The following is a 21,906-nucleotide window of genomic DNA, read 5'->3' as shown; positions in this document are numbered from 1 at the left end:
ATGGCTGAACAACCGAGACGCTCGATCAAGAGCCGTGCTGCCATTGCCGGCCATCCCCTTCATCCCACCATGGTGCACTTCCCCATCGCCTGCCTGATGCTGGTGGTGGGCAGCGACGCCCTTTTCCTGTTCATCGGCGACCCGTTCTGGGCACGCACCAGTCTGTGGCTGGCCGGCATCGGCGCGCTGGGGGGATGGGTCGCCAGCATTGCCGGACTGACCGACCTGGTGACGGTCAAGCGCATCCGCGACATGATCCTGGGCTGGTGTCACGCCATCCTGGCGGTGATGATGCTGTCGCTGGCCTCGCTCAACTGGCTGTGGCGTTACCTCAATCCCACCGATCTGCTGCCCTGGGCCGTTGGCCTGACGCTGATGACGGCGGGGTTGATCGTGCTGGCCGGGATTCTCGGTGGCATGCTCGTCTACGACGAGGCGGTCGGCGTCGAGATCGACGACAAGTAACGTTGACCGAGCATGGCGGGTCGAGTGGTGCATGTGACTCTCCTTGTCATGCCTCAATCGAATGGCTTGCTGAGTACCAGCACGAGAACGGCAAGCATGAGCGTGGCGGCGATGGCGGCCACCAACACGCTTGCCGGCATCAGGAAACGGCGTCGGTCACGCTCCAGGCGCACGATCAGCGCACCACACAGCACATGGCACAGCACCATGCCGCTCACCGCCGCCAGCTTCAGCACCAGCCAGCCGCCGACGAGCTGCGCCACGACGAACAGCAGCGTACCGCTCATGATCGCCACCAGGGCGAAGGGAGTGGCGATGTGAGTGAAAACGAAACGCAGCAGCGCCGGGGCAGACACCTCGAAAGAGCTGCCCGTCCGGGCTCGGGCACTGGCCATCAGCATGGCCGGCAGATACAGCAGCGAAGCACACCAGCACAGCAGCGTGGCGATGTGCAGAACCTTTAACCACGGCATAACAGCATCCTTGCAGCAGCAGTGTTCACCCACACTATCGAATCTACCTTAGCGGTGCCAGCGCCATCGGGTCCGGCGGGCGGCGTCTCTCGCTCCGCTCCTTCGCATTCCATTACATCGACTGCCCTGCCGAAACCGCATGACACCGAACTGAAACGCAAGGCAAAATTCGGCAATTGCGCCTCGGCTCGAAAGAGTGTTTCCTCCGCTTAACACTCGAGAACTTCACTCCCCCTTGTCGAGTCTGATAATCGAGCCGGTACGTCGTCTGTCCTCTCGGCAGCTGCCCCGGCCCGTGGGGTTTGTTCCATACCGACTTGACCGTGTCGAAGCAGGAGAACTTTCAATGGCCAAGAAGCCTCCCATGGCCAAGAAGCATCGCTCCCCGGCTCATCAGAGCCGACGCAACTTCTTACGCAACAGCCTGCTGGGCCTCGCCGCTCTACCCCTGGGAGCCGGCACTCTCTCGCGCCAGGCGTTCGCCCAGACCCTGCCGAGGCTCAACCCCAACGACGAGCAGGCCCAGGCACTGAACTACGTGGAAGTGGCCGAGCGAGCCAGCGATCATCCCGCCTACGAGCGAGGCGAAACCTGCAGCAACTGCATGTTCTTCGAACGTCGCAGCGAAGGCTGCCAGCTTTTTCCACAGAATAGCGTCGAACCCGGCGGCTGGTGCCAGTCCTGGATCAGCGCCGACTGAGCCAGGAACCGACCGAACCAGCCGCGCGACGAAGCGCGGCTGTCGGCACGGCCCAAACTGCCCGACGTTACGTCAGGCGCTACTCTTTCCCCTCTTCGTCCGGCAGCGGCCATTGATAGCGCCTGCCGACGCTGCCATCCGCCGCAATCGACTCCAGCCGCACCGGGAAGCCCCACAGCTGGTGCAGGTGGCGAATCACCGGGTAGACGCTGCGGCCCAGCGGTCGTCGGCTGTCCTGCACGTGGTGCAGGGTCAATGAGCGGTTACCGCGGATATCGGCTTCGTACACCTGAATGTTGGGCTCCCGCAGCGACAGGGCGTACTGCGCCGCCAGCGCCTCCCGAATGCGACGATAGCCGCGCTCGTCGTGAATGGCCGCCACCTCCAGCATCTCCTCCTGATCGTCGTCGACGATGCTGAACAGCTTGAGGTCGCGCATGACCTTGGGCGAGAGGAACTGCTGGATGAAGGATTCGTCCTTGAAGTTGCGCATGGCGAAGTGCACCGCCTCCAGCCAGTCGCCGCCCGCGGTGTCGGGGAACCACTCGCGATCCTCGGCGGTGGGGTTTTCGCACATGCGCTTGATGTCGCTGAACATGGCGAATCCCAGCGCGTAAGGATTGATGCCGCTGTAGTAAGGGCTGTCGAAACCGGGCTGGCTGACCACGGCGGTATGCGACTGCAGGAACTCCAGCATCAGCCCCTCGTCGACCAGCCCCTCGTCGTAGAGCCGGTTCATCAGGGTGTAGTGCCAGAACGATGCCCAGCCTTCATTCATCACCTGGGTCTGGCGCTGGGGGTAGAAGTACTGCGCCAGCTTGCGCACGATGCGCACGATCTCGCGCTGCCACGGCGCCAGCAGCGGCGCGTTCTTCTCGATGAAGTAGAGCAGGTTCTCCTGGGGCTCGGGCGGATAGCGCCCACCCCCGTGCAGGCCCAGCGGATCCTCGTCGCTGGCCAGACTGCCGGGCAGCGCATCAGCCGCCTGGCGGCCCGGAATGGTGCGCCATAGGGTGTTGACCTGGGTCTGCAGGTAGGCCTCGCGCTCCGCCTGACGGCGCACCTCCTCCTCGGCGGAGATGGGCGACGGTCGCTTGTAACGATCGACGCCGTAGTTCTGCAGCGCGTGGCAGGCATCGAGCAGCTGCTCCACGGCGGTCACCCCGTGGCGCTGCTCGCATTCCGCCACGTATCGACGCGCGAACACCAGGTAGTCGACGATCGAGCTGGCATCCGTCCAGGTACGAAACAGATAGTTGCCCTTGAAGAAGGAGTTGTGGCCATAGCAGGCGTGGGCCATGACCAGCACCTGCATCATCAGGGTGTTCTCCTCCATCAGATAGGCGATGCAGGGGTCGGAGTTGATCACCAGCTCGTAGGCCAGCCCCATCTGGCCCCGCCGGTAGGCCTGCTCCACGGCCAGGAACTGCTTGCCGAACGACCAGTGATGGTAGCCCACCGGCATCCCCACGCTGGCATAGGCGTCCATCATCTGCTCGGTGGTGATGATCTCGATCTGATTGGGATAGGTGTCCAGCCGGTACTCGTCGGCCAGCCTGGCCAGCTCCTGCTCATATGACTTGAGGATGTCGAAGTTCCAGTCGGAACCGGTGGCAATCGGCTTGCGTCGGGTCATGAGGCCTCCTCATCCACGTCAATGGGCGGCGCGGCGCTTGAACAGCTCACGGAACACCGGATAGATATCGCCTGCCTCGACGATCTGGCGCATGGCGAAGCGGTCGGGGTGCTCGGTGGCCACCGTTTCGTACTCCTCCCACAGCGCCTGATGAGCATGGGGCGTGATCTCCACATAGGTGTAGTACTGCAGACGCGGCATCAGCTTCTTCATCAGCAGCTCGCGGCAGTTCACCGAGTCGTCGTCCCAGTTGTCGCCGTCCGAGGCCTGAGCCACGTAGAGATTCCACTGCGCCGGCGAGTAGCGTCGGGTGATGATCTCATCGACCAGGCTCAGGGCGCTGGAAACGATGGTGCCGCCGGTCTCCCGCGAGTAGAAGAACTCCTCCTCGTCGACCTCCTTGGCCGCGGTGTGGTGACGCACGAAGACCAGTTCGACCTTCTCGTAGTTGCGCTCTAGAAAGAGATAGAGCAGCAGGAAGAAGCGTTTGGCGATGTCCTTGTGGGCCTGGGTCATGGAGCCGGACACGTCCATCACGCAGAACATTACCGCCTTGCTCGAGGGCTGGGGCTGATTGATCAGGTTGTTGTAGCGCAGGTCGTAGGTGTCGATGTAGGGCACCGCCTCGAGGCGCTTCTCGAGACGCTCGATCTCTGCCTTGAGCTCGGCGATCCGCGACGGATTGCGCAGCACCGGGTCCTTGCCTTCCTCCTCCTCCAGGGCCTCCTGCGCCTCGCGCAGGGCACGCCGGATCGGTGCCCGCATGGCGATGCGCCGGGCATACGCCTCGCGCATGGAGCGCACGATGTTGATCCGCGCCGGCACCCCGTCGCGGGTGACCCCGGCGCGCACCGGCTTCACCTCGTCGAGGTCCTTGAGCGCCTTGCGCTCAAGGTGCGGCAGCTCGAGCCCGTCGAAGACGAAGTCGAGGAACTCCTCGCGGGTCAGGCTGAAGGCGAACTCGTCCATGCCCTCGCCCTGATTGGAGGCGTTACCCTCACCGGCGCCACCCCCACCGCCGCCCCCACCGGGACGGCGCAGCTTGTCACCTTCGACGAACTCCTTGTTGCCGGGGCTGACGATGGTGCGCTTGCCGCCCGGTCCGTGCTGGAACACCGGCTCCGAGATGTCCCTGGTGGGAATCGAGACCTTCTCACCCCGCTCCATGTCGGTGATGGAACGGCGGTTGACCGCCTCCTCCACCGAACGCTTGATGTGCGTGCGGTAGCGGTCGAGAAAGCGCTGACGGTTCACGGCGCTCTTGTTCTTGGCGTTGGCGCGTCGGTCGATGAAATAGGTCATGCTGACCTCCTGGCTCGCGCCGCTTATTGCGATTTACGCACCCGCAGGTACCACTCCGAGAGCAGCCGTACCTGCTTCTCGGTATAGCCGCGCTCCTTCATGCGCGCCACGAAGTCCTCGTGCTTCTTCTGATCCGCGGTGGACGCCTTGGCATTGAAGGAGATCACCGGCAGCAGCTCCTCGGTGTTGGCGAACATCTTGTGCTCGATCACGCCGCGCAGCTTCTCGTAGGACTGCCAGCTGGGGTTCATGCCGTTGTTCTGCGCACGCGCCCGCAGCACGAAGTTGACCACCTCGTGACGGAAGTCCTTGGGATTGGAGATGCCGGCCGGCTTCTCGATCTTCTCCAGCTCCTCGTTGAGCGACTGGCGGTTGAACAGCTCGCCGGTCTCGGGGTCGCGATACTCCTGGTCCTGAATCCAGAAGTCGGCGTAGGTGACGTAGCGGTCGAAGATGTTCTGACCGTACTCGGAGTAGGACTCGAGATAGGCGGTCTGGATCTCCTTGCCGATGAAGTCGACGTAGCGTGGAGCCAGGAACTCCTTGATGTAGCGCAGGTAGCGCTCGAAGGTCTCCTTGGGCAGATGCTCCTGTTCGAGGCGCTGCTCGAGCACGTAGAGCAGGTGCACCGGGTTGGCGGCGATCTCGTGATTGTCGAAGTTGAACACCTTCGACAGGATCTTGAAGGCAAAGCGGGTGGAGAGCCCGTCCATGCCCTCGTCGACCCCCGCGGCGTCGCGATACTCCTGGATCGACTTGGCCTTGGGGTCGGTGTCCTTGAGGTTCTCACCGTCGTAGACCCGCATCTTGGAGTAGATGCTGGAATTCTCCGGCTCCTTGAGCCGCGAGAGCACCGAGAACTGCGCCAGCATGCGCAAGGTATCGGGGGCACAGGGGGCCTGATTGAGCGAGGAGTGCTCGAGCAGCTTCTTGTAGATGTTGATCTCCTCGGTCACGCGCAGGCAGTAAGGTACCTTGACGATGTAGACGCGATCGAGGAACGCCTCGTTGTTGCGGTTGTTGCGGAATGCCTGCCACTCGCTCTCGTTGGAGTGGGCCAGCACGATGCCTTCGAAGGGGATCGCGCCCATACCCTCGGTGGGGTTGTAGTTGCCCTCCTGAGTCGCTGTCAGCAGCGGGTGCAGCACCTTGATCGGCGCCTTGAACATCTCGATGAACTCCATCAACCCCTGGTTGGCCTTGCACAGGCCGCCGGAGAAGCTGTAGGCGTCCGGGTCATCCTGGGAGTAGAGCTCGAGCTGGCGAATGTCGACCTTGCCCACCAGCGAAGAGATGTCCTGGTTGTTTTCGTCGCCCGGCTCGGTCTTGGAGATGGCGATCTGGTTGAGCCGCGAGGGGTACAGACGCACCACCTTGAACTGGGAGATATCGCCGCCGTACTCCTTGAGGCGCTTGGCCGCCCAGGGCGACATCACGCTCTTCACGTAGCGCCGCGGGATGCCGTACTCCTTCTCCAGCAGCTCGCCGTCCTCCTCGGGAGAGAACAGCCCCAACGGCGATTCGTACACCGGCGAGCCCTTGATGGCGTAGAACGGAATATGCTCCATCAGCAGCTTGAGCCGCTCTGCCAACGACGACTTGCCGCCGCCCACCGGACCGAGCAGGTAGAGGATCTGCTTGCGCTCCTCGAGCCCCTGGGCGGCGTGGCGGAAGTAGGCCACGATCTGCTCGATCGCCTCTTCCATGCCGTAGAACTCGGAAAAGGCCGGGTAGCGCCGGATCACCTTGTTGGAAAAGATTCGGGAGAGCCGCGCGTCCTTGGCGGTGTCGATCACCTCGGGTTCACCAATGGCCTTCAGCATCCGCTCGGCGGCGCTGGCGTAGGCCATGGGGTCCTCACGGCACAGCTCCAGGTATTCCTGCAGGGTCATTTCCTCCTGCTGGACACGAGAGAAGCGGTTCTGCACATGGTCGAAGATGCTCATCGAAGCCTCCTGTTTGCCTTACCCCCCCTGACCATCGAACCGGATGGCCGCCGCGGGTTACTCATCAGCCTAGTCACTTCGGGGCGCAGTGGGCGGCAAATAATCAACGCAAGGGTAGGATAACCATGAGAACGCAGGGCATGCCAAGGGTTCGATGACGGATCGAATGAAGCGTAAACGTTATTAGGACGCAGTTGGCGATCGCTCGTATCGCCATCCACAAACGCATGGCAAGGTCATGCCGGCCAATGGGCAAACAGGCGCCATGCGCGGGCCAAGGCACGCAAGAGCGAAGAATAATGAAGGCGAGCGACAGCGGGACGGCAGGCTGCCAGTCGGCGCATCGGACAAGCGCGACCGGCAGCCTATGGAGAAGCGGGTCTATCAGCTTAGCGGTTCGGCCAGACTGAGCTGTCAACGCAGCGGCTAGAGCCCCGCCGCCACGCGGGTGCCCTGGTCGATGGCGCGCTTGGCGTCGAGCTCGGCAGCCTCGTCGGCGCCACCGATCAGATGCACCGCCACGCCGGCCTCCTTGAGCGGCTCGAGGAGTTCGCGCACCGGGTCTTGGCCTGCGCAGATCACCACGCTGTCGACCTCGAGCAGACGCGGCTCTCCGCCCAGGCGGATATGCAGGCCGTCGTCGTCGATGCCCATGTATTCGCAGCCAGCCAGCATTTCCACGTTGCGGTGGCGCAGCGACATGCGGTGCACCCAGCCGGTGGACTTGCCCAGCCCCTTGCCGGGCTTGGAGGTCTTGCGCTGCAGCAGGAAGACCTGCCGCGGCGTCTCGGGACGCTCGGGCGGGCGCAGGCCGCCGCGCTCGGCCACGCCGAGATCGACGCCCCACTCGGCACACCAGGCGTCACGATCGAGCGAGGGATGGCCCACGTGGGTCAGCAGCTCGGCCACGTCGAAGCCGATGCCGCCGGCCCCGATGATCGCCACCCGACGCCCGACCCGCTCGGGGTGCTGGATCGCCATGGGATAGCTCAGCACCTTGGGGTGCTCGATGCCCGGCAGCTCGAGGCGACGCGGGCGCACCCCGCTGGCCAGAATCACCGCGTCGAAGCCGCGCAGCGTCTGCACGTCGGCCTCGGTGCCCAACTTGACCGTGACGCCCAGCTTGTCGAGCATCACCTTGAAGTAGCGCAACGTCTCGTCGAACTCCTCCTTGCCGGGGATCTTGCGCGCCAGGTTGAACTGACCGCCCAGCTCTCCGATGCGCTCGAAGAGCACCACCCGGTGACCGCGACGAGCCGCGGTGAGTGCCGCCGCCAGCCCCGCCGGACCGCCACCGACCACGGCGACGTCGCGCAGCGTCTCGGCCGCTTCGATGACGAGCTCGGTTTCGTGGCAGGCCTGGGGGTTGACCAGACAGGAGGTGAGCTTGCCCTGGAAGGTGTGATCCAGGCACGCCTGGTTGCAGGCGATGCAGGTATTGATCTCATCGTCACGCCCTTCGGCCGCCTTGGCGACCCAGGCCGGGTCGGCGAGAAAGGGACGCGCCATGGAGACCATGTCGGCGTGGCCTTCGGCCAGCACGCGCTCTGCCACCTCGGGCATGTTGATGCGGTTGGTGGTGATCAGCGGAATGGCGAGCTCGGCCTTCATGCGCCGGGTAACCTCGGTGAAGGCCGCCCGCGGTACACTGGTGACGATGGTGGGTACGCGCGCCTCGTGCCAGCCGATGCCGGTATTGATCAGGCTGGCCCCGGCAGCCTCGACGGCACGCCCCAGGGTCACCACCTCTTCCCAGGTGCTGCCCTCTTCCACCAGGTCGATCATCGACAGCCGGAAGATGATCAGGAAGTCGTCGCCCACCGCCTGGCGAATACGCGACACGATCTCGACGGCGAAGCGCATGCGGTTGTCGAACGGCCCGCCCCAGCGGTCGTCGCGATGGTTGGTGCGCAGGCACAGGAACTGGTTGATCAAATAGCCCTCGGAGCCCATCACCTCGACGCCGTCGTAGCCGGCCTCCCGGGCCAGCGAGGCACAGCGCACGTAGGCCTCGATCTGGCGCTCCACCTCCTCGTCGCTGAGCTCATGCGGCACGAAGGGGTTGATCGGCGCCTGGATCGGCGAAGGCGCCACCAGCTCGGGAGAGTAGGCGTAGCGGCCGGCATGCAGGATCTGCATGCAGATGCGACCGCCCTCGGCGTGCACGGCCTCGACCACGCTGCGGTGATCGGCCACCTGCTCGGCGCGCTCCAGCGTGGCTGCCCCCTGGAAAACCGCCCCTTCCGGATTGGGCGCGATGCCCCCGGTGACGATCAGGCCGACGCCGGCCCGGGCACGTTCGGCATAGAACGCCGCCAGGCGAGCGAAGCCGTTCGGCGCCTCTTCAAGATTGGTATGCATGGAACCCATCAGCACGCGGTTGGGCAGTGTCAGATGGCCCACCTCGAGCGGACGAAAAAGATGAGGATAGCGCACGCCGAACTCCTCCTTGGGTCGAGTCACGGTCAATTTCAAACAACTGTATGATAGCTGAACGACAGGCGCAAAAGAAAAAGCGGCACATACGCCGAAGGGCGAAGCGAGCCTGGCACGCCGCGGGCGATATCCGCAGCCAATGCAAGCCAGCGTGGGCCGGCGGTGGGAGTATAGTCGATACGAAAAGGCCCCGAGCCGTGGGCTCGGGGCCTGAAATCGAATGGCGGACCGGACGGGACTCGAACCCGCGACCTCCGGCGTGACAGGCCGGCATTCTAACCGACTGAACTACCGGTCCGCGTGGTGGGTGATACCGGACTCGAACCAGTGACCCCCAGCATGTGAGGCTGGTGCTCTAACCAACTGAGCTAATCACCCACGGATATCGCACTTGCAGCAGCGCGTGCGAAGTGTTCGCCAGAGCATCATGGCGGACCGGACGGGACTCGAACCCGCGACCTCCGGCGTGACAGGCCGGCATTCTAACCGACTGAACTACCGGTCCACACTGATGACACCAGCGGCGGAAACGATGGCGGACCGGACGGGACTCGAACCCGCGACCTCCGGCGTGACAGGCCGGCATTCTAACCGACTGAACTACCGGTCCGCTGCTTGCTTCCTACGTGCCCAGGTTCTTGCCATCGCCCTGTTCGGACGCGATGGTGGGTGGTACAGGGTTCGAACCTGTGACCCCCAGCTTGTAAGGCTGGTGCTCTCCCAGCTGAGCTAACCACCCCTGGTCACGTGGCGCTGAATTCTACAGAGATCCGCTGCCTTGTCAATGCCTTTGCGTCGCCACCGAGAAGCGTGAGGGCTGGCGCGGGGCCGCTCCCGACGCTGAATCCGGCTACAGGCCGCATCACGCTTGCCGTCGCTCACTGCACCTGGCCATGAGTCCGCATGAAGGCAGCGATTACGGCCGCCCCCTCATCGATCAACTCCGCCTGGCTTCGACCCGACGAGCGCCGCGGCTTCCAGTCATGGTCGCCATCGGCGAGCCAGTGCACCTTCACCCCCTCGGCCAACGTGTAGCCCTCGACCTCTTCTCGCGTGCCGAACGGGTCGCGGCTGCCCTGCACCACCAGGGTAGGACAGCCGATCGACGGCCAGTGCGACAGACGCAGGCGCTCGGGCTTGCCGGGCGGGTGAAAGGGGTAGCCGCACAGTACCAGGCCGGCCACCTCTTCGTTCGCTGCCAGCAGACTGGCCGCGCGTCCGCCCATCGACTTGCCGCCGAGCCACGGATTACCCCCTTCAGGCCGTGTCAGAATGTCGCACCACTGTGACAATTCTTCTACCAAGAGGTCGATACGCGGTGGTGGTCTTCGCCTGCCTTCACGCTGCATTCGCTGCATGTAGGCGAACTCGATCGCCAGCGTCTGGACCCCATGCTGGGCGAGCGCCTCACGTATCCGGCTCATGTATGGCGACTGCTGGCCAGCCCCCGCGCCATGGGCGATCAGCAGGCAACCGCTGCTGCCGTCGCCCTTCACTTCGAGCGGCCCCAGCCCTTCCACGAACCAGTTTCCGAGTCGCTCTTTCGGCTCCCGTTCGCGCAGTTGGGCAGGTTCGATGGTCAGCGCAGCTTTCGACGGAAAGTCCGACACGCGTCAAATTCCTATACCAGTTTCACCTGTATCCTTGTTTCAGTCTGTCAGACGGCTGCGCTAGAATCCGCTCTGCTTTCTGACCTGCATCACCCAACCGGGAGCGCCGAGTGGCAGCCGCCACCACGAGTTCTCGACACGCGTTCGATGGGAACCTGACATGAGCACAGCATTAGAGCACCCGACCTACAACTACAAGGTAGTTCGGCAGTTCGCGATCATGACAGTGGTGTGGGGCATCGTGGGCATGCTCCTCGGTGTCATCCTTGCCGCACAGCTGGTATGGCCGCAACTCAACCTCGACCTGCCTTGGACCAGCTTCGGCCGCCTGCGCCCGCTGCACACCAACGCCGTCATCTTCGCCTTCGGTGGCTCCGCCCTGATGGCAACCTCGTATTACGTGGTGCAGCGCACCTGCCAGACGCGGCTGTTCTCCGACAAGCTGGCGGCCTTCACCTTCTGGGGCTGGCAGGCGGTGATCCTCTCGGCGGTGGTCACGCTGCCGCTGGGCTACACCACCACCAAGGAGTACGCCGAGCTCGAGTGGCCGATCAACATTCTGATCGCCGTGGTCTGGGTCAGCTATGCCGTGGTCTTCCTGATGACCGTCAAGCAGCGCCGCACCTCCCACATCTACGTGGCCAACTGGTTCTTCGCCGCCTTCATCCTGACCGTGGCGGTGCTGCACATCGTCAACAACGCGGCGATCCCGGTCACCATGATGTACTCCGTCTCGCTCTACTCCGGCACCATCGACGCCATGGTGCAGTGGTGGTACGGGCACAACGCGGTGGGCTTCTTCCTGACCGCCGGCTTCCTCGGCATGATGTACTACTTCGTGCCCAAGCAGGCCGAGCGCCCGATCTACTCCTATCGCCTGTCGATCGTGCACTTCTGGGCGCTGATCATGATCTACATGTGGGCCGGCCCGCACCACCTGCACTACACCGCGCTGCCGGACTGGGCCCAGTCGCTGGGCATGGTGATGTCGATCATCCTGCTGGCGCCCTCCTGGGGCGGCATGATCAACGGCATGATGACTCTCTCCGGCGCCTGGCATAAGCTGCGCACCGACCCGACCCTGCGCTTCCTGGTCGTGGCCCTGGCCTTCTACGGCATGTCCACCTTCGAAGGGCCGATGATGGCGGTGAAAACGGTCAACGCCCTGTCCCACTACACCGACTGGACCATCGGTCACGTGCACGCCGGCGCCCTGGGCTGGGTGGCGATGATCACCATCGGCTCCATGTACCACCTGATCCCGCGCCTGTTCGGCCGCACCGAGATGTACTCCGTCGGCCTGATCGCCGTGCACTTCTGGCTCTCCACCATCGGTACCGTACTCTACATCGCCGCGATGTGGGTCAACGGTATCCTGCAGGGTCTGATGTGGCGCGCCATCAACCCGGACGGCACCCTGATGTACACCTTCATGGAGTCGGTCGAAGCCAGCGGTCCCGGCTACGTCGTGCGCCTGATCGGCGGTCTGTTCTGGGTCGTGGGCATGCTGATCATGGCTTACAACGTCTTCATGACCGTCAAGCGCAGCGAAGCCGCCACCCAGCAGCCGCTTCCGCAGACCGCCTGAGCAACCGGGGATACCGACACCAATGAAACACGAGATTGTCGAAAAGAACGTAGGCCTGCTCGCCGTGTTGATCCTGGTGGTGATCAGCTTCGGCGGCCTGGCCGAGATCGTGCCGCTGTTCTTCCAGAAGCAGACCACGGAGCCGGTGGACGGGCTGCGTCCGCTCTCCGCGCTGGAGCTGGAAGGACGCGACATCTACCGGCGTGAGGGCTGCGTCGGCTGTCACTCGCAGATGATCCGCCCGTTCCGCGCCGAGACCGAGCGCTACGGCCACTATAGCGTGGCGGGCGAGTTCATCTACGAGCACAACTTCCTGTGGGGCTCCAAGCGTACCGGTCCGGACCTGGCGCGCGTCGGCGGTCGCTACAGCGACGACTGGCACCGTGCCCACATGTACAACCCGCGCGACGTGGTACCCGGCTCGATCATGCCGGCCTACCCGTGGCTGTTCGAACGCACCCTCGACGGGCGCGATACCCCGCGCAAGATGGAAGCGCTGCGCCGGCTGGGCGTGCCCTACACCGACGAGGATATCGCCAACGCCACGCGTGAAGTCCGCGGCCAGCAGGAGATAACCGCGCTGGTGGCCTATCTGCAGCAGTTGGGGACCGTGCTTGAGGGCACGCGCTGATCATGGATACCGGCACCTTTCGCGGCATCATCACCGGCCTGCTGATCATCGCCTTCCTGGGCATTACCTGGTGGGCCTACTCCCGGCGACGCAAGCCGGATTTCGACGAGGCGGCCAACCTGCCCTTCGCCGAAGACGACGAGCAACGCAACCGTGACAGCAGCGCCTCGCAGCAGCGCTCCAAGCGCGAGCAGGAAAGCGAAGCCGATTCCCGCCAAGACAGGGGAGACAAAAACACATGAGCAACTTCTGGGATGACTCCCTTACCGGGTTCTGGAGTGCCTGGATCATCGTACTGACGCTGGGCTCCATCGCCTTCGCTTTCTGGATCCTGTACGCCAACCGCAAGACCGACAAGGTCCCGGATGCCGACGGCAACGTGGAAACCACCGGCCATGCCGCCGACGAGATCGAGGAGTACGACAACCCGCTGCCGCGCTGGTGGTTCCAGCTCTACGTCGCCACGGTGATCTTCGCCCTGGGCTACCTGCTGCTCTACCCCGGCCTTGGCAACTTCACCGGCCTGCTGGGCTGGACCCAGGAAGGCCAGTGGGAGCAGGAAGTGGCCCGCGCCGAAGAGCGTTTCACGCCGATCTTCGCCCAGTATCAGGAGATTCCGATTCCCGAGCTGGCACGGGACGCCGAGGCGATGCAGGTCGCCGAACGCATCTACCAGAACAACTGCGCGGTGTGTCACGGCGCCAACGCTCGCGGCGGGTACGGCTTCCCCAACCTGACCAACGACGACTGGCTCTACGGCGGCGAGCCCGAGCAGATCATGACCACCCTGATCCGCGGTCGTAACGGTCTGATGCCCTCGTTCCAGAGCCTGGGCGAACGCAATATCGAGCGCGTCACTCAGCACGTGCTGTCGCTCTCGGGTCTCGACCACGATGCCGAGCAGGCCGAGCAGGGTGCCGCGGTCTACGGCTCGGTGTGTGCCGCCTGTCATGGCCAGGACGGCACCGGCAACACCGCCCTGGGCGCGCCCAACCTGACCAACGACATCTGGCTCTATCAGGCGCCCGGTCAGAGCGTGGCCGACGCCATTCGCCAGACGCTGCGCAACGGCCGCAACGGCCACATGCCGGCACAGGAGGCCTATATCGGCGAAGAGCGCGTTCATCTGGTGGCGGCTTACGTCTACAGTCTGCGCTTCCGCGACTGACGTCTCCCGCCCGGGCGGGCAGTGCGACCCACCGTCGCACTGCCCCGCCGCGTGACGGGCTCTCGATACAATGAAATCACTTCATTGCCTTCCCCATACGGGCCGCCGTTGCCCGTCGTGAGTCCGAAATGAGCGACAAGATTCCCACGCGTGACGTGACCCCGGATCCGGTGGGGCATCATACGCCCCATGCCACGGTGCAGCAGGAGATGTACGCCAAGCGGCGCCACATCTACGTGCGCGAGATCAAGGGGCTGTTCCAACGCGTGCGCCGTATCGCCAACTGGCTGTTGATGCTGGCATTCTTCGGCCTGCCCTGGCTCACCTGGGGCGACCGGCCGCTCGTCTGGTTCGATCTGCCCGGGCGCGAATTCCACATCTTTGCGGCAACCTTCTATCCGCAGGAGTTCATCCTGCTGTCGTGGCTGCTGATCATCTGCGCCTTCGGCCTGTTCTTCATCACCGTATTCGCCGGCCGCGTATGGTGCGGCTACACCTGCCCGCAGAGCGTGTGGACCTTTCTCTACATCTGGGTGGAGCATCGCCTGGAGGGTTCGCGCAACCGGCGTATCAAGCTCGACAACCAGCCGATGAACCTCGACAAGGCGTGGCGCAAGGGCGCCAAGCACGTCGTATGGCTGGCCATCGCGCTGGCCACCGGCGTCACCTTCGTCGGCTATTTCACACCCATTCGCGAGCTGGTGGTGGAACTGCCCACCCTAGAGGCTCACGGCTGGTCCTATTTCTGGGTCGGCTTCTTTCTGGTCTTCACCTATCTCAATGCCGGCTGGCTGCGCGAACAGGTATGCATCTACATGTGCCCGTACGCCCGCTTCCAGTCGGTGATGTTCGACAACGACACGCTGATCGTTTCCTACGACGCCGCCCGCGGCGAACCCCGCGGTTCGCGCAAGAAGAGCCTGAGCCATGCCGAGGCGCAGGAGGCCGGTCATGGCGATTGCATCGACTGCGACCTGTGCGTGCAGGTCTGCCCCACCGGGATCGACATCCGCAAGGGTCTGCAGTACGAGTGCATCACCTGTGCCGCCTGTATCGATGCCTGCGACAGCGTGATGGATCGCATGAACTACCCGCGCGGGCTGATTCGCTATACCACCGAGAACGCCCTGGAAGGCAAGCGGTCCCATATCCTGCGCCCCCGCCTGCTGGGCTACTTCGCTGCCCTGACGGTGATGATCGGCCTGTTCGTGTGGGCACTGGGCGACCGCATGCCGCTCAACGTGGAGGTGGAGCGCGAGCGCGGTCAGCTCTACCAGATGACCCGTGACGGGCGCATCAGCAATGTCTATACCTTGACGGTACGCAACCTCGACGACCGCAACCACACCTACCGGCTGGAGGCGAGCGGCCTGCCGGGCCTGGAGCTCGACACCGACACGCTGCAGGTAGCGGCCGGCACCACGCGGCTGTTCGCCATACAGATCACCGCCGCCCCGGAGGTGCTGACGCTGCCCAGCCACCCCATTCAGCTCAACCTGCAATCCCTGGACGACGAGCGCATTGCGCTCGAACGCGATACCCGCTTCATCGGTGAAGCACGGAGATGACCATGACGACCCCCACCCCCTGGTACAAGCAGTTCTGGCCGTGGTTTCTGCTCGGCCTGCTGTTCACTTCGATCTTCGGCAGCTCGACCCTGGCCGTAATGGCTGTGCGCACGGCCGACGGGCTGGTGCAGGAGGATTACTACGAGCACGGCCGCGCCATCAACATGGTGCTGGCCAAGCAGCAGCGTGCCGAGGAGCTCGACCTGGTTGCCAATCTGCGTATCGACCCCATGACCAGCGACATCGTCGTTCAACTCGACGGCAAGGAGCGCCCCGAGCGACTCTACCTGAAGCTGATCTTCCCCACCGTGGGCGACCGCGATCAGGAGATCGTGCTGGAACACGTGCGCGAGGGTCGCTATCTTGGCCAGGCTCCCGACAACCTGCGCTACCGCTGGTATCTGCAGCTTCACCCCAGTGCGGAACAGCCCGAATGGCGCCTGGTCGGCGAAGGCAGCTTCCCCAGCGACGAGGAGTTCGCACTGACGCCCGGGCTGCCGTCGCGTGGTTGATCGCCTTATCTCGCCTTGCCAAGAGCCGACATGAGCCATCAAGCCAGCACGGCCGAAGCCGCCATCGACTACTGCTACCACTGCGGCAGCCTGGTACCCGCCGGGGCGCCCTGGTCGATCACCCTCGATGAGCGTGATCACCCGCTGTGCTGCCCCGGCTGCGAGGCGGTGGCCCACGCCATCGTCGATGGCGGGCTTGGCAGCTATTACCGCTTTCGTACCGAGCTGCCCGAGCGCCCCGACGAGCGCCAGGCAGTCAAGGCCGAGACCTGGGCGGTATTCGACGACCCGGGCCTGCAGCGCCAGTTCGTCCATGCCGAGGGCGACGGCGACCGGGTCCATGCCACCCTGGCGGTGGATGGCATCACCTGTGCCGCCTGCGCCTGGCTGATCGAGCACCGCCTCAATGACCTGGAGGGCGTCACCTCCAGTGCCGTCAACCTGAGCCACCATCGGGTTCGCGTGGCCTGGGACCCGGCACGCCTGAAGCTCTCGCGCATCCTCGCCGAGATGGCTGCCATCGGCTACAGCGCCCAGCCCTACGAGCCGGATGCCGCCCAGCAGCGGCTGCAGTTCGAGGAGCGCATGAACATCCGCCGGCTGATCGTGGCGGCGGTGGGCATGGCCCAGGTGATGATGTTCTCCATCCCCATCTACATGGCCGCGCCGGGTGAGATCAGCGCAGACTTCTACGCCCTGTTCCACTGGCTGTCGTTCGCCCTGGCCACGCCGGTGGTGTTCTTCTCGGCCATGCCCTTCTTCCGCAACGCCGTACGCGACCTGCGCGCCCGCGTGCTGGGCATGGACGTGCCCGTTTCCATCGCCATCGGCGGGGCCTACCTGGCCAGCGGCTATGCGGTGATCGCCGACACCGGCGAGGTGTACTTCGACTCGGTGGCGATGTTCACCTTCTTCCTGCTGTTCGGACGCTACGTGGAAGCCCGGGCGCGGCGCCGCAGCGGCCATACCGGCAACGTCATGGCCGGTGCCCTGCCGCTCTCGGCGGTGCGCCTGGAGGCCAACGGCGAGGAGCGCATCCTACCGGCCAGCGAGCTCGTCGCCGGCGACCGGGTAGTGGTCAAGCCCGGCCATGGCGTGCCGGCCGACGGCGTCATCGAAGAGGGTGAGTCGAGCCTCGATGAGTCGATGCTCACCGGCGAATACCTGCCGGTGAACCGGCGCATCGGCGACAGCGTCACCGGCGGCAGCCAGAACATCGAGAGCCCTCTGGTGGTTCGCGTGACCCACGCCGGCAAGGACGCCCGGGTGGCCAGCATCGTCGATCTCACCGACCGCGCCTTCGCCAGCCGCCCGCGCCTGGCCCGGCTCGCCGCCCGCATGTCGCACCTGTTCGTGCTGCGCCTGCTGGTGGTGACCGTGTGCGTGACCACCGCCTGGTGGTTCATCGACCCCAGCCGCATGCTGTGGGTGATGCTCTCGGTGCTGGTGGTGACCTGCCCCTGCGCCCTGGCACTGGCCACGCCCACCGCCCTCACCGCAGGGCACGGTCAGCTGCGCCGCCGGGGCATACTGATCACCCGTGCCGACGCCATCGAGTCGCTGTCCCAGGTCGACCGGGTGATCTTCGACAAGACCGGCACCCTGACCTGCGGCGAAATGCAGCTCATCGACACCCGCCCCCTCGACGGCATCACCGGCGAGCGGGCACGTACCGTCGCCGCCGCGCTGGAAGCGCACTCGGAGCACCCCATCGCCCGCGCCTTTCGCCCCTGGCGCCAGGCCACGGTGGATGCCAGCGACAAAGCCAGCCGCACCGGCCAGGGGGTCGAGGGCACGATAGACGGCAAGCGTTGGCGCCTGGGGCGCGCCGACTTCGTTGCGCCGGGTCACGCCCTCTCGCCGCCGGGGGAAGGCCAGTGGCTGCTGCTCGGCGAAGAGGGCGAACCCCGCGCCTGGTTCGCCCTGCGCGACAGGCTGCGTGAAGACGCGGCGGAAACCGTCGCCGAGCTCAAGGCTCGCGGCATTCAGGTCGAGCTGCTCTCCGGCGACACCGCCGAAGCCGTGCGCGGCATGGCCGACCAGCTGGGCATCGAGACCTGGCAGGCCGGCGCCAGCCCGGAAGGCAAGCTGGCGCGCATTCGCGAGTGCCAGGCGGCCGGCGAGAAGGTCGCCATGATCGGCGACGGCATCAACGACGTGCCGGTGCTGGCCGGTGCCGACGTGTCGATTGCCATGAACGGCGCCACCGACCTGGCCCGTACCAGCGCCGATGCCGTATTGCTGAGCCCGCGTCTGTTGCGTATCGTCGAAGCCATCGAGATCGCCCGCGCCACCCGACGCATCATGCGCCAGAACATGATCTGGTCGGTGTGCTACAACTTCTCGGCGCTGCCGCTGGCCGCTATCGGCATCGTGCCCCCCTGGGTCGCCGCGCTGGGCATGTCGGGCAGCTCGCTGGTGGTGGTGGGCAATGCGCTGCGGCTCAACCGCTTCCGGCTGCGCCCTGCGCCGGTGTCGGCTCCCGAAGCACGACTGGTGAACGCATGACCATTCTGTACCTGCTCATTCCGCTGTCGCTGATTCTGCTCGGCCTGGCCGTGTGGGCCTTCTTCTGGGCGGTGAAGAACGACCAGTTCGAGGATCTGGAAGGTCCCGCCCATCGCATCCTCTTCGACGAAGACGAAAACGATCTGAGCGCGGAAGAGCGCGAGAAGCGTCGCAAGTCGGCCGATAAGCACGACGGGCCGGCGAAGCGCTGATGGACCCGACGGGGCTCGGCCTGCCGCCGCTGCTGGCGGCGTTCGTCTTCGGTCTGCTCGGCGGTGCGCACTGCATCGGCATGTGCGGCGGCATCATGAGCGCGCTGACCTTCGCCGTGCCCCCCAGCATGCGCAGCCCCGCCCGACTTTCGGGGCTGCTGCTGGGCTACAACCTGGGGCGCATCTTCAGCTACATGGCCGCCGGTGCGCTGGTGGCATCGCTCGGCACCCTGGTGGCGCTGACACCGGCCGCCCGCGTCGGCCTGCAGGTGTTCGCCGCCATCATGCTGATTCTGATGGCGCTCTACATCGCCAACTGGTGGAAAGGCCTGCTCAGGGTGGAGGCGCTCGGTCGCCGTCTCTGGCGCCATCTGGAACCCTTCGGCAAGCGTCTGATGCCGGTAGTGAAAGTGCCCCAGGCCATCGCGCTCGGCGCCGTCTGGGGCTGGCTGCCGTGCGGGCTGGTCTATTCGATGCTGGCCTGGAGCCTGGCCACCGCCGATCCGCTGTTCGGCGCCGCGCTGATGGCGGCCTTCGGCCTCGGCACCCTGCCCTCGCTGCTGGTGACCGGCTTCGCCGCACGTCAGTTGGGCGCTCTGATCCGGCACCCGGCAACCCGCGCCCTGGCCGCGCTGAGCATCATCGGTTTTGCCCTGTGGCAGCTCGCCATGCTGCTGCCGCTGGGTGCGCCAGGTCACTGAAGCGGCTCCTCCGGCTCGCCATTCTCACGCCATTTTGACGCAGCTCAACCCGGCAGCGAGAGGGTACGGCTAGCATTGTGCCTACAGTTCGTCTTGGGAGTGCCTTCATGTCCGTCCCCGCGCCGTCCATGCCTCGAACGATGGCCGACCCCTTCATCTGGGACGCGGCCCTGCTACGGCGCTACGATACCCATGGGCCTCGTTATACCTCGTATCCCACCGCCAACGCCTTCAGCAAGGATTTCGCCGCCGAGGATTACCAGGCGGCGCTGGCACGCAGCAACGCCGATGGCAGACCGTTGTCGCTCTACGTGCATATCCCGTTCTGCCGCAAGGCCTGCCACTATTGCGCCTGCCACAAGGTCGCGACCAAGGCGACCAAGGTGGCAGAGCCCTACCTCTCTCGCCTGGACCGCGAGATGGTACTGATCAAGCCCCATCTGGATACGCGGCGGGAAGTGGCTCAGTTGCACTGGGGCGGGGGCACCCCGACCTTCCTGAGCCTGGATCAGATGAGCGATCTGATCGACCGCCTAGACGCTCGCTTCGGCCTTTCCAGCGCCCGCAACCGCGACTATGCCATCGAGATCGACCCGCGCGAGGCCGACGTCTTCACCCTGCGCCACCTTCAGGCCCTGGGCTTCAACCGCCTCAGCCTCGGCGTGCAGGATCTCGATCCCCGGGTGCAGCGGGCCATCAATCGGGTCCAGCCACGCATCCTGACCGAGGCACTGATCGATGAGGCCGACCGCCTCGGCTTCCGTTCTCTCAACCTGGATCTCATCTACGGCCTGCCCTTCCAGACCCGCGACAGTTTCGCCGCCACGCTGGAACAGGTAATCGCCATGGCCCCGGCGCGCCTCTCTATCTTCAATTACGCCCACATGCCGGAACGCTTCGCGGCACAGCGCCACATTCGGGCCGAGGATCTCCCCGGGCCCGAGGAGAAGCTGGCGATCCTGCGCATCACCATCGCCATGCTGACCGAGGCGGGTTATGTGCACATCGGCATGGACCACTTCGCCAGAGCCAGCGACAGTCTTGCCGTCGCCCAGCGTGAAGGCACCCTGCAGCGCAACTTCCAGGGCTACTCGAGTCATGCGCAGTGCGATCTGATCGGGCTTGGCATGTCGTCCATCTCCTGCATCGACGATGTCTATGCCCAGAATCACACCGGTCTCGATGCCTACGAGCGAGCGCTGGATGCCAGCCACCTGCCCACTGCGCGCGGCATTCGTCTCTCCTTCGACGATCGGGTCAGACGGCACGCCATCGAGCGGTTGATGTGCGACATGGAGCTCGACTTCGATGAACTGAGCGAAGCCTTCGGTATCGATGCGCCGAGCTACCTGGCGGACGCTCTGACCCGACTCGAGATGCCCCAGCGTGACGGACTGCTGCGCAAAGAAGGGTCGCGTGTGATTGCCACTCCGCTGGGCCGGCTGCTCATCCGACACCTGGCCATGGCATTCGATACCCACCTGCCGGCACAGCCTGACACCCTGTTCTCGCGCATCGTCTGAATCGATGTCCGGCGCTGTATTAAATTAATTGCGGCCAATGGTCGCAAGGGGCATGTCACCTACTTTAATATTGCTCCATAATGTTCGGATGACGGTGATCAAGGAGGTGGAGCATGCCGGTCAATGCGGCCAATGCGCTCGGCAAGCGGCGTTCGCTGCTGCATGAAACCCGCTGCCAGAACTGCAGCCTGAGTTCACTTTGCCTGCCTCTCGCTCTGGAACTCGAGGACATGGAGCAGTTCGACGCCATCATTCGGCGCCGTTCTCCGCTGAAGAAAGGTGAATCCCTGTTCCGCCAGGGCAGCGCCTTCAGCAGCGTCTTCGCCGTTCGCTCCGGCAGCCTCAAGCAGGTCACCACCGAAGGCTCCGGCGAGGATCAGGTCACCAACTTCTACCTGCCCAGCGAGCTGGTCGGCCTCGACGGTATCGACGAGCAGACCTATCCCGGCAGCGTGATCGCGCTCGAAACCACCACAGTGTGCGAGATTCCCTTCGACCGGCTCGACCATCTCTCCGAGCAGCTGCCGGAGCTGCGTGGCCAGCTCTACCGCAGCATGAGCAAGGAGCTGCGCGACGACCGCAAGATGATGCGCCTACTGTCGCGCAAGACCGCCGACCAGCGTCTGGCCAGCTTCTTCACCAGCCTGTCGGACCGCTTCCGTCGCCGCGGCTACTCGCCCTACAGTTTCCGCCTCTCCATGTCTCGGGCCGATATCGGCAACTACCTGGGGCTGGCCGTGGAAACCGTGAGCCGCATTCTCGGTCGCTTCCAGCAGCAGGGGCTGGTCGAGGTCTCGGGTCGCGAAGTGAACATTCTCAATCTCGAGGCGCTGGTGGCCCAGGCCCAGGACGACCACTGACACAAGGCGTGAGCGGCTCATGAAGAGGCCCGCCTGGCTCAGCCAGGCGGGCCTCTTCGCTGCGGGA

19 protein-coding genes and 5 tRNA genes are annotated in these 21,906 nt (G+C 64.8%); 13 read left to right on the top strand and 11 right to left on the bottom strand.

Annotated features, from left to right (window positions below; all coding sequences use genetic code 11):
* Positions 1 to 465, top strand: coding sequence for a DUF2231 domain-containing protein (locus tag C4S71_RS07270; RefSeq protein WP_086508534.1), 465 nt, complete (start codon positions 1 to 3; stop codon positions 463 to 465).
* A 53-nt stretch (positions 466 to 518) separates the two neighbouring features.
* Here the strand turns inward: C4S71_RS07270 and C4S71_RS07265 are convergent, their stop codons facing one another.
* Complete coding sequence (locus C4S71_RS07265) at positions 519 to 938, bottom strand: CopD family protein (protein ID WP_103968709.1); 420 nt, start codon at positions 936 to 938, stop codon at positions 519 to 521.
* A 346-nt stretch (positions 939 to 1,284) separates the two neighbouring features.
* On the opposite strand from C4S71_RS07265, the gene C4S71_RS07260 reads away from it, so the two are divergent.
* Positions 1,285 to 1,638 carry a high-potential iron-sulfur protein gene (locus tag C4S71_RS07260; RefSeq protein ID WP_176342760.1) on the top strand — a complete coding sequence of 118 codons (354 nt, stop codon included), beginning with the start codon at positions 1,285 to 1,287 and terminating at the stop codon, positions 1,636 to 1,638.
* 79 nt (positions 1,639 to 1,717) lie between these two features.
* Here the strand turns inward: C4S71_RS07260 and C4S71_RS07255 are convergent, their stop codons facing one another.
* From C4S71_RS07255 to C4S71_RS07210, 10 genes are all read right to left on the bottom strand, one after another.
* Positions 1,718 to 3,274, bottom strand: a complete 1,557-nt coding sequence (locus tag C4S71_RS07255) for a SpoVR family protein (protein ID WP_086508536.1) — start codon at positions 3,272 to 3,274, stop codon at positions 1,718 to 1,720.
* Positions 3,275 to 3,292: 18 nt separating this feature from the next.
* Positions 3,293 to 4,576, bottom strand: a complete 1,284-nt coding sequence (locus C4S71_RS07250; protein ID WP_086508537.1) for a YeaH/YhbH family protein — start codon at positions 4,574 to 4,576, stop codon at positions 3,293 to 3,295.
* Between the two features lie 23 nt (positions 4,577 to 4,599).
* Positions 4,600 to 6,522 (bottom strand): PrkA family serine protein kinase, encoded by a 1,923-nt coding sequence (locus C4S71_RS07245; protein ID WP_086508538.1) that lies wholly within the window; start codon positions 6,520 to 6,522, stop codon positions 4,600 to 4,602.
* Positions 6,523 to 6,948: 426 nt separating this feature from the next.
* On the bottom strand, positions 6,949 to 8,892 hold the full coding sequence (locus C4S71_RS07240) for an FAD-dependent oxidoreductase (RefSeq protein WP_479688559.1): 1,944 nt from the start codon (positions 8,890 to 8,892) through the stop codon (positions 6,949 to 6,951).
* 287 nt (positions 8,893 to 9,179) lie between these two features.
* A tRNA-Asp gene (locus tag C4S71_RS07235) sits at positions 9,180 to 9,256 on the bottom strand.
* A gap of 3 nt (positions 9,257 to 9,259) precedes the next feature.
* Positions 9,260 to 9,336, bottom strand: a tRNA-Val gene (locus tag C4S71_RS07230).
* Between the two features lie 50 nt (positions 9,337 to 9,386).
* Positions 9,387 to 9,463: transfer RNA gene (locus tag C4S71_RS07225), tRNA-Asp, on the bottom strand.
* Positions 9,464 to 9,491: 28 nt separating this feature from the next.
* Positions 9,492 to 9,568: transfer RNA gene (locus C4S71_RS07220), tRNA-Asp, on the bottom strand.
* A gap of 53 nt (positions 9,569 to 9,621) precedes the next feature.
* Positions 9,622 to 9,697, bottom strand: a tRNA-Val gene (locus C4S71_RS07215).
* Between the two features lie 139 nt (positions 9,698 to 9,836).
* Positions 9,837 to 10,568 carry an alpha/beta family hydrolase gene (locus C4S71_RS07210; protein ID WP_103968707.1) on the bottom strand — a complete coding sequence of 244 codons (732 nt, stop codon included), beginning with the start codon at positions 10,566 to 10,568 and terminating at the stop codon, positions 9,837 to 9,839.
* A gap of 160 nt (positions 10,569 to 10,728) precedes the next feature.
* Between C4S71_RS07210 and ccoN the strand changes: the two genes are divergently transcribed.
* The 11 genes from ccoN (at position 10,729) to fnr (ending at position 21,839) form a co-directional block, all read left to right on the top strand.
* Complete coding sequence (gene ccoN / locus C4S71_RS07205; RefSeq protein WP_086508541.1) at positions 10,729 to 12,156, top strand: cytochrome-c oxidase, cbb3-type subunit I; 1,428 nt, start codon at positions 10,729 to 10,731, stop codon at positions 12,154 to 12,156.
* A gap of 22 nt (positions 12,157 to 12,178) precedes the next feature.
* Positions 12,179 to 12,787, top strand: coding sequence for a cytochrome-c oxidase, cbb3-type subunit II (gene ccoO, locus C4S71_RS07200; RefSeq protein WP_010629677.1), 609 nt, complete (start codon positions 12,179 to 12,181; stop codon positions 12,785 to 12,787).
* A gap of 2 nt (positions 12,788 to 12,789) precedes the next feature.
* Positions 12,790 to 13,029 carry a cbb3-type cytochrome oxidase subunit 3 gene (locus C4S71_RS07195; RefSeq protein WP_086508542.1) on the top strand — a complete coding sequence of 80 codons (240 nt, stop codon included), beginning with the start codon at positions 12,790 to 12,792 and terminating at the stop codon, positions 13,027 to 13,029.
* A complete protein-coding gene (gene ccoP, locus C4S71_RS07190) occupies positions 13,026 to 13,955 on the top strand; it encodes a cytochrome-c oxidase, cbb3-type subunit III (RefSeq protein WP_103968706.1) in 930 nt (309 codons plus the stop codon). The genes C4S71_RS07195 and ccoP overlap by 4 nt, the downstream gene beginning before the upstream one ends.
* Before the next feature lie 128 nt (positions 13,956 to 14,083).
* On the top strand, positions 14,084 to 15,523 hold the full coding sequence (gene ccoG / locus C4S71_RS07185) for a cytochrome c oxidase accessory protein CcoG (RefSeq protein ID WP_103968705.1): 1,440 nt from the start codon (positions 14,084 to 14,086) through the stop codon (positions 15,521 to 15,523).
* Complete coding sequence (locus C4S71_RS07180; protein WP_086508545.1) at positions 15,520 to 16,035, top strand: FixH family protein; 516 nt, start codon at positions 15,520 to 15,522, stop codon at positions 16,033 to 16,035. Before ccoG ends, C4S71_RS07180 begins: the two co-directional genes overlap by 4 nt.
* 30 nt (positions 16,036 to 16,065) lie before the next feature.
* Positions 16,066 to 18,543, top strand: coding sequence for a heavy metal translocating P-type ATPase (locus tag C4S71_RS07175; protein ID WP_103968704.1), 2,478 nt, complete (start codon positions 16,066 to 16,068; stop codon positions 18,541 to 18,543).
* Positions 18,540 to 18,755: a cbb3-type cytochrome oxidase assembly protein CcoS gene (ccoS, locus tag C4S71_RS07170; RefSeq protein ID WP_086508547.1), complete on the top strand. Its 216-nt coding sequence runs from the start codon at positions 18,540 to 18,542 to the stop codon at positions 18,753 to 18,755. The genes C4S71_RS07175 and ccoS overlap by 4 nt, the downstream gene beginning before the upstream one ends.
* Positions 18,755 to 19,456, top strand: coding sequence for a sulfite exporter TauE/SafE family protein (locus tag C4S71_RS07165; protein ID WP_086508548.1), 702 nt, complete (start codon positions 18,755 to 18,757; stop codon positions 19,454 to 19,456). The genes ccoS and C4S71_RS07165 overlap by 1 nt, the downstream gene beginning before the upstream one ends.
* Positions 19,457 to 19,563: 107 nt before the next feature.
* Positions 19,564 to 20,979, top strand: a complete 1,416-nt coding sequence (hemN, locus tag C4S71_RS07160) for an oxygen-independent coproporphyrinogen III oxidase (RefSeq protein ID WP_234251818.1) — start codon at positions 19,564 to 19,566, stop codon at positions 20,977 to 20,979.
* A gap of 113 nt (positions 20,980 to 21,092) precedes the next feature.
* Entirely contained in the window at positions 21,093 to 21,839 is a 747-nt protein-coding gene (gene fnr, locus C4S71_RS07155) for a fumarate/nitrate reduction transcriptional regulator Fnr (protein ID WP_086508550.1), read from the top strand.
* Positions 21,840 to 21,906: the final 67 nt, after the last annotated feature.

The organism is Billgrantia desiderata (assembly GCF_900108215.1).
GTDB lineage: Bacteria > Pseudomonadota > Gammaproteobacteria > Pseudomonadales > Halomonadaceae > Halomonas > Halomonas desiderata.
The sequence above is the reverse complement of the archived record's forward strand: the minus strand, read 5'-3'. Positions and strand labels throughout refer to the sequence as shown.

Bases quoted from the DNA above. Each gene is read 5' to 3' on its own strand.
- ccoS (WP_086508547.1), top strand. From the start codon at position 18,540: ATGACCATTCTGTACCTGCTCATTCCGCTGTCGCTGATTCTGCTCGGC.
- C4S71_RS07255 (WP_086508536.1), bottom strand. From the start codon at position 3,274: ATGACCCGACGCAAGCCGATTGCCACCGGTTCCGACTGGAACTTCGAC.
- ccoG (WP_103968705.1), top strand. From the start codon at position 14,084: ATGAGCGACAAGATTCCCACGCGTGACGTGACCCCGGATCCGGTGGGG.
- C4S71_RS07165 (WP_086508548.1), top strand. From the start codon at position 18,755: ATGGACCCGACGGGGCTCGGCCTGCCGCCGCTGCTGGCGGCGTTCGTC.
- C4S71_RS07250 (WP_086508537.1), bottom strand. From the start codon at position 4,576: ATGACCTATTTCATCGACCGACGCGCCAACGCCAAGAACAAGAGCGCC.
- ccoO (WP_010629677.1), top strand. From the start codon at position 12,179: ATGAAACACGAGATTGTCGAAAAGAACGTAGGCCTGCTCGCCGTGTTG.
- C4S71_RS07240 (WP_479688559.1), bottom strand. From the start codon at position 8,892: ATGGGTTCCATGCATACCAATCTTGAAGAGGCGCCGAACGGCTTCGCT.
- ccoN (WP_086508541.1), top strand. From the start codon at position 10,729: ATGAGCACAGCATTAGAGCACCCGACCTACAACTACAAGGTAGTTCGG.
- C4S71_RS07270 (WP_086508534.1), top strand. From the start codon at position 1: ATGGCTGAACAACCGAGACGCTCGATCAAGAGCCGTGCTGCCATTGCC.
- C4S71_RS07245 (WP_086508538.1), bottom strand. From the start codon at position 6,522: ATGAGCATCTTCGACCATGTGCAGAACCGCTTCTCTCGTGTCCAGCAG.
- fnr (WP_086508550.1), top strand. From the start codon at position 21,093: ATGCCGGTCAATGCGGCCAATGCGCTCGGCAAGCGGCGTTCGCTGCTG.
- C4S71_RS07175 (WP_103968704.1), top strand. From the start codon at position 16,066: ATGAGCCATCAAGCCAGCACGGCCGAAGCCGCCATCGACTACTGCTAC.
- ccoP (WP_103968706.1), top strand. From the start codon at position 13,026: ATGAGCAACTTCTGGGATGACTCCCTTACCGGGTTCTGGAGTGCCTGG.
- C4S71_RS07260 (WP_176342760.1), top strand. From the start codon at position 1,285: ATGGCCAAGAAGCCTCCCATGGCCAAGAAGCATCGCTCCCCGGCTCAT.
- C4S71_RS07265 (WP_103968709.1), bottom strand. From the start codon at position 938: ATGCCGTGGTTAAAGGTTCTGCACATCGCCACGCTGCTGTGCTGGTGT.
- C4S71_RS07180 (WP_086508545.1), top strand. From the start codon at position 15,520: ATGACCATGACGACCCCCACCCCCTGGTACAAGCAGTTCTGGCCGTGG.
- hemN (WP_234251818.1), top strand. From the start codon at position 19,564: ATGTCCGTCCCCGCGCCGTCCATGCCTCGAACGATGGCCGACCCCTTC.
- C4S71_RS07195 (WP_086508542.1), top strand. From the start codon at position 12,790: ATGGATACCGGCACCTTTCGCGGCATCATCACCGGCCTGCTGATCATC.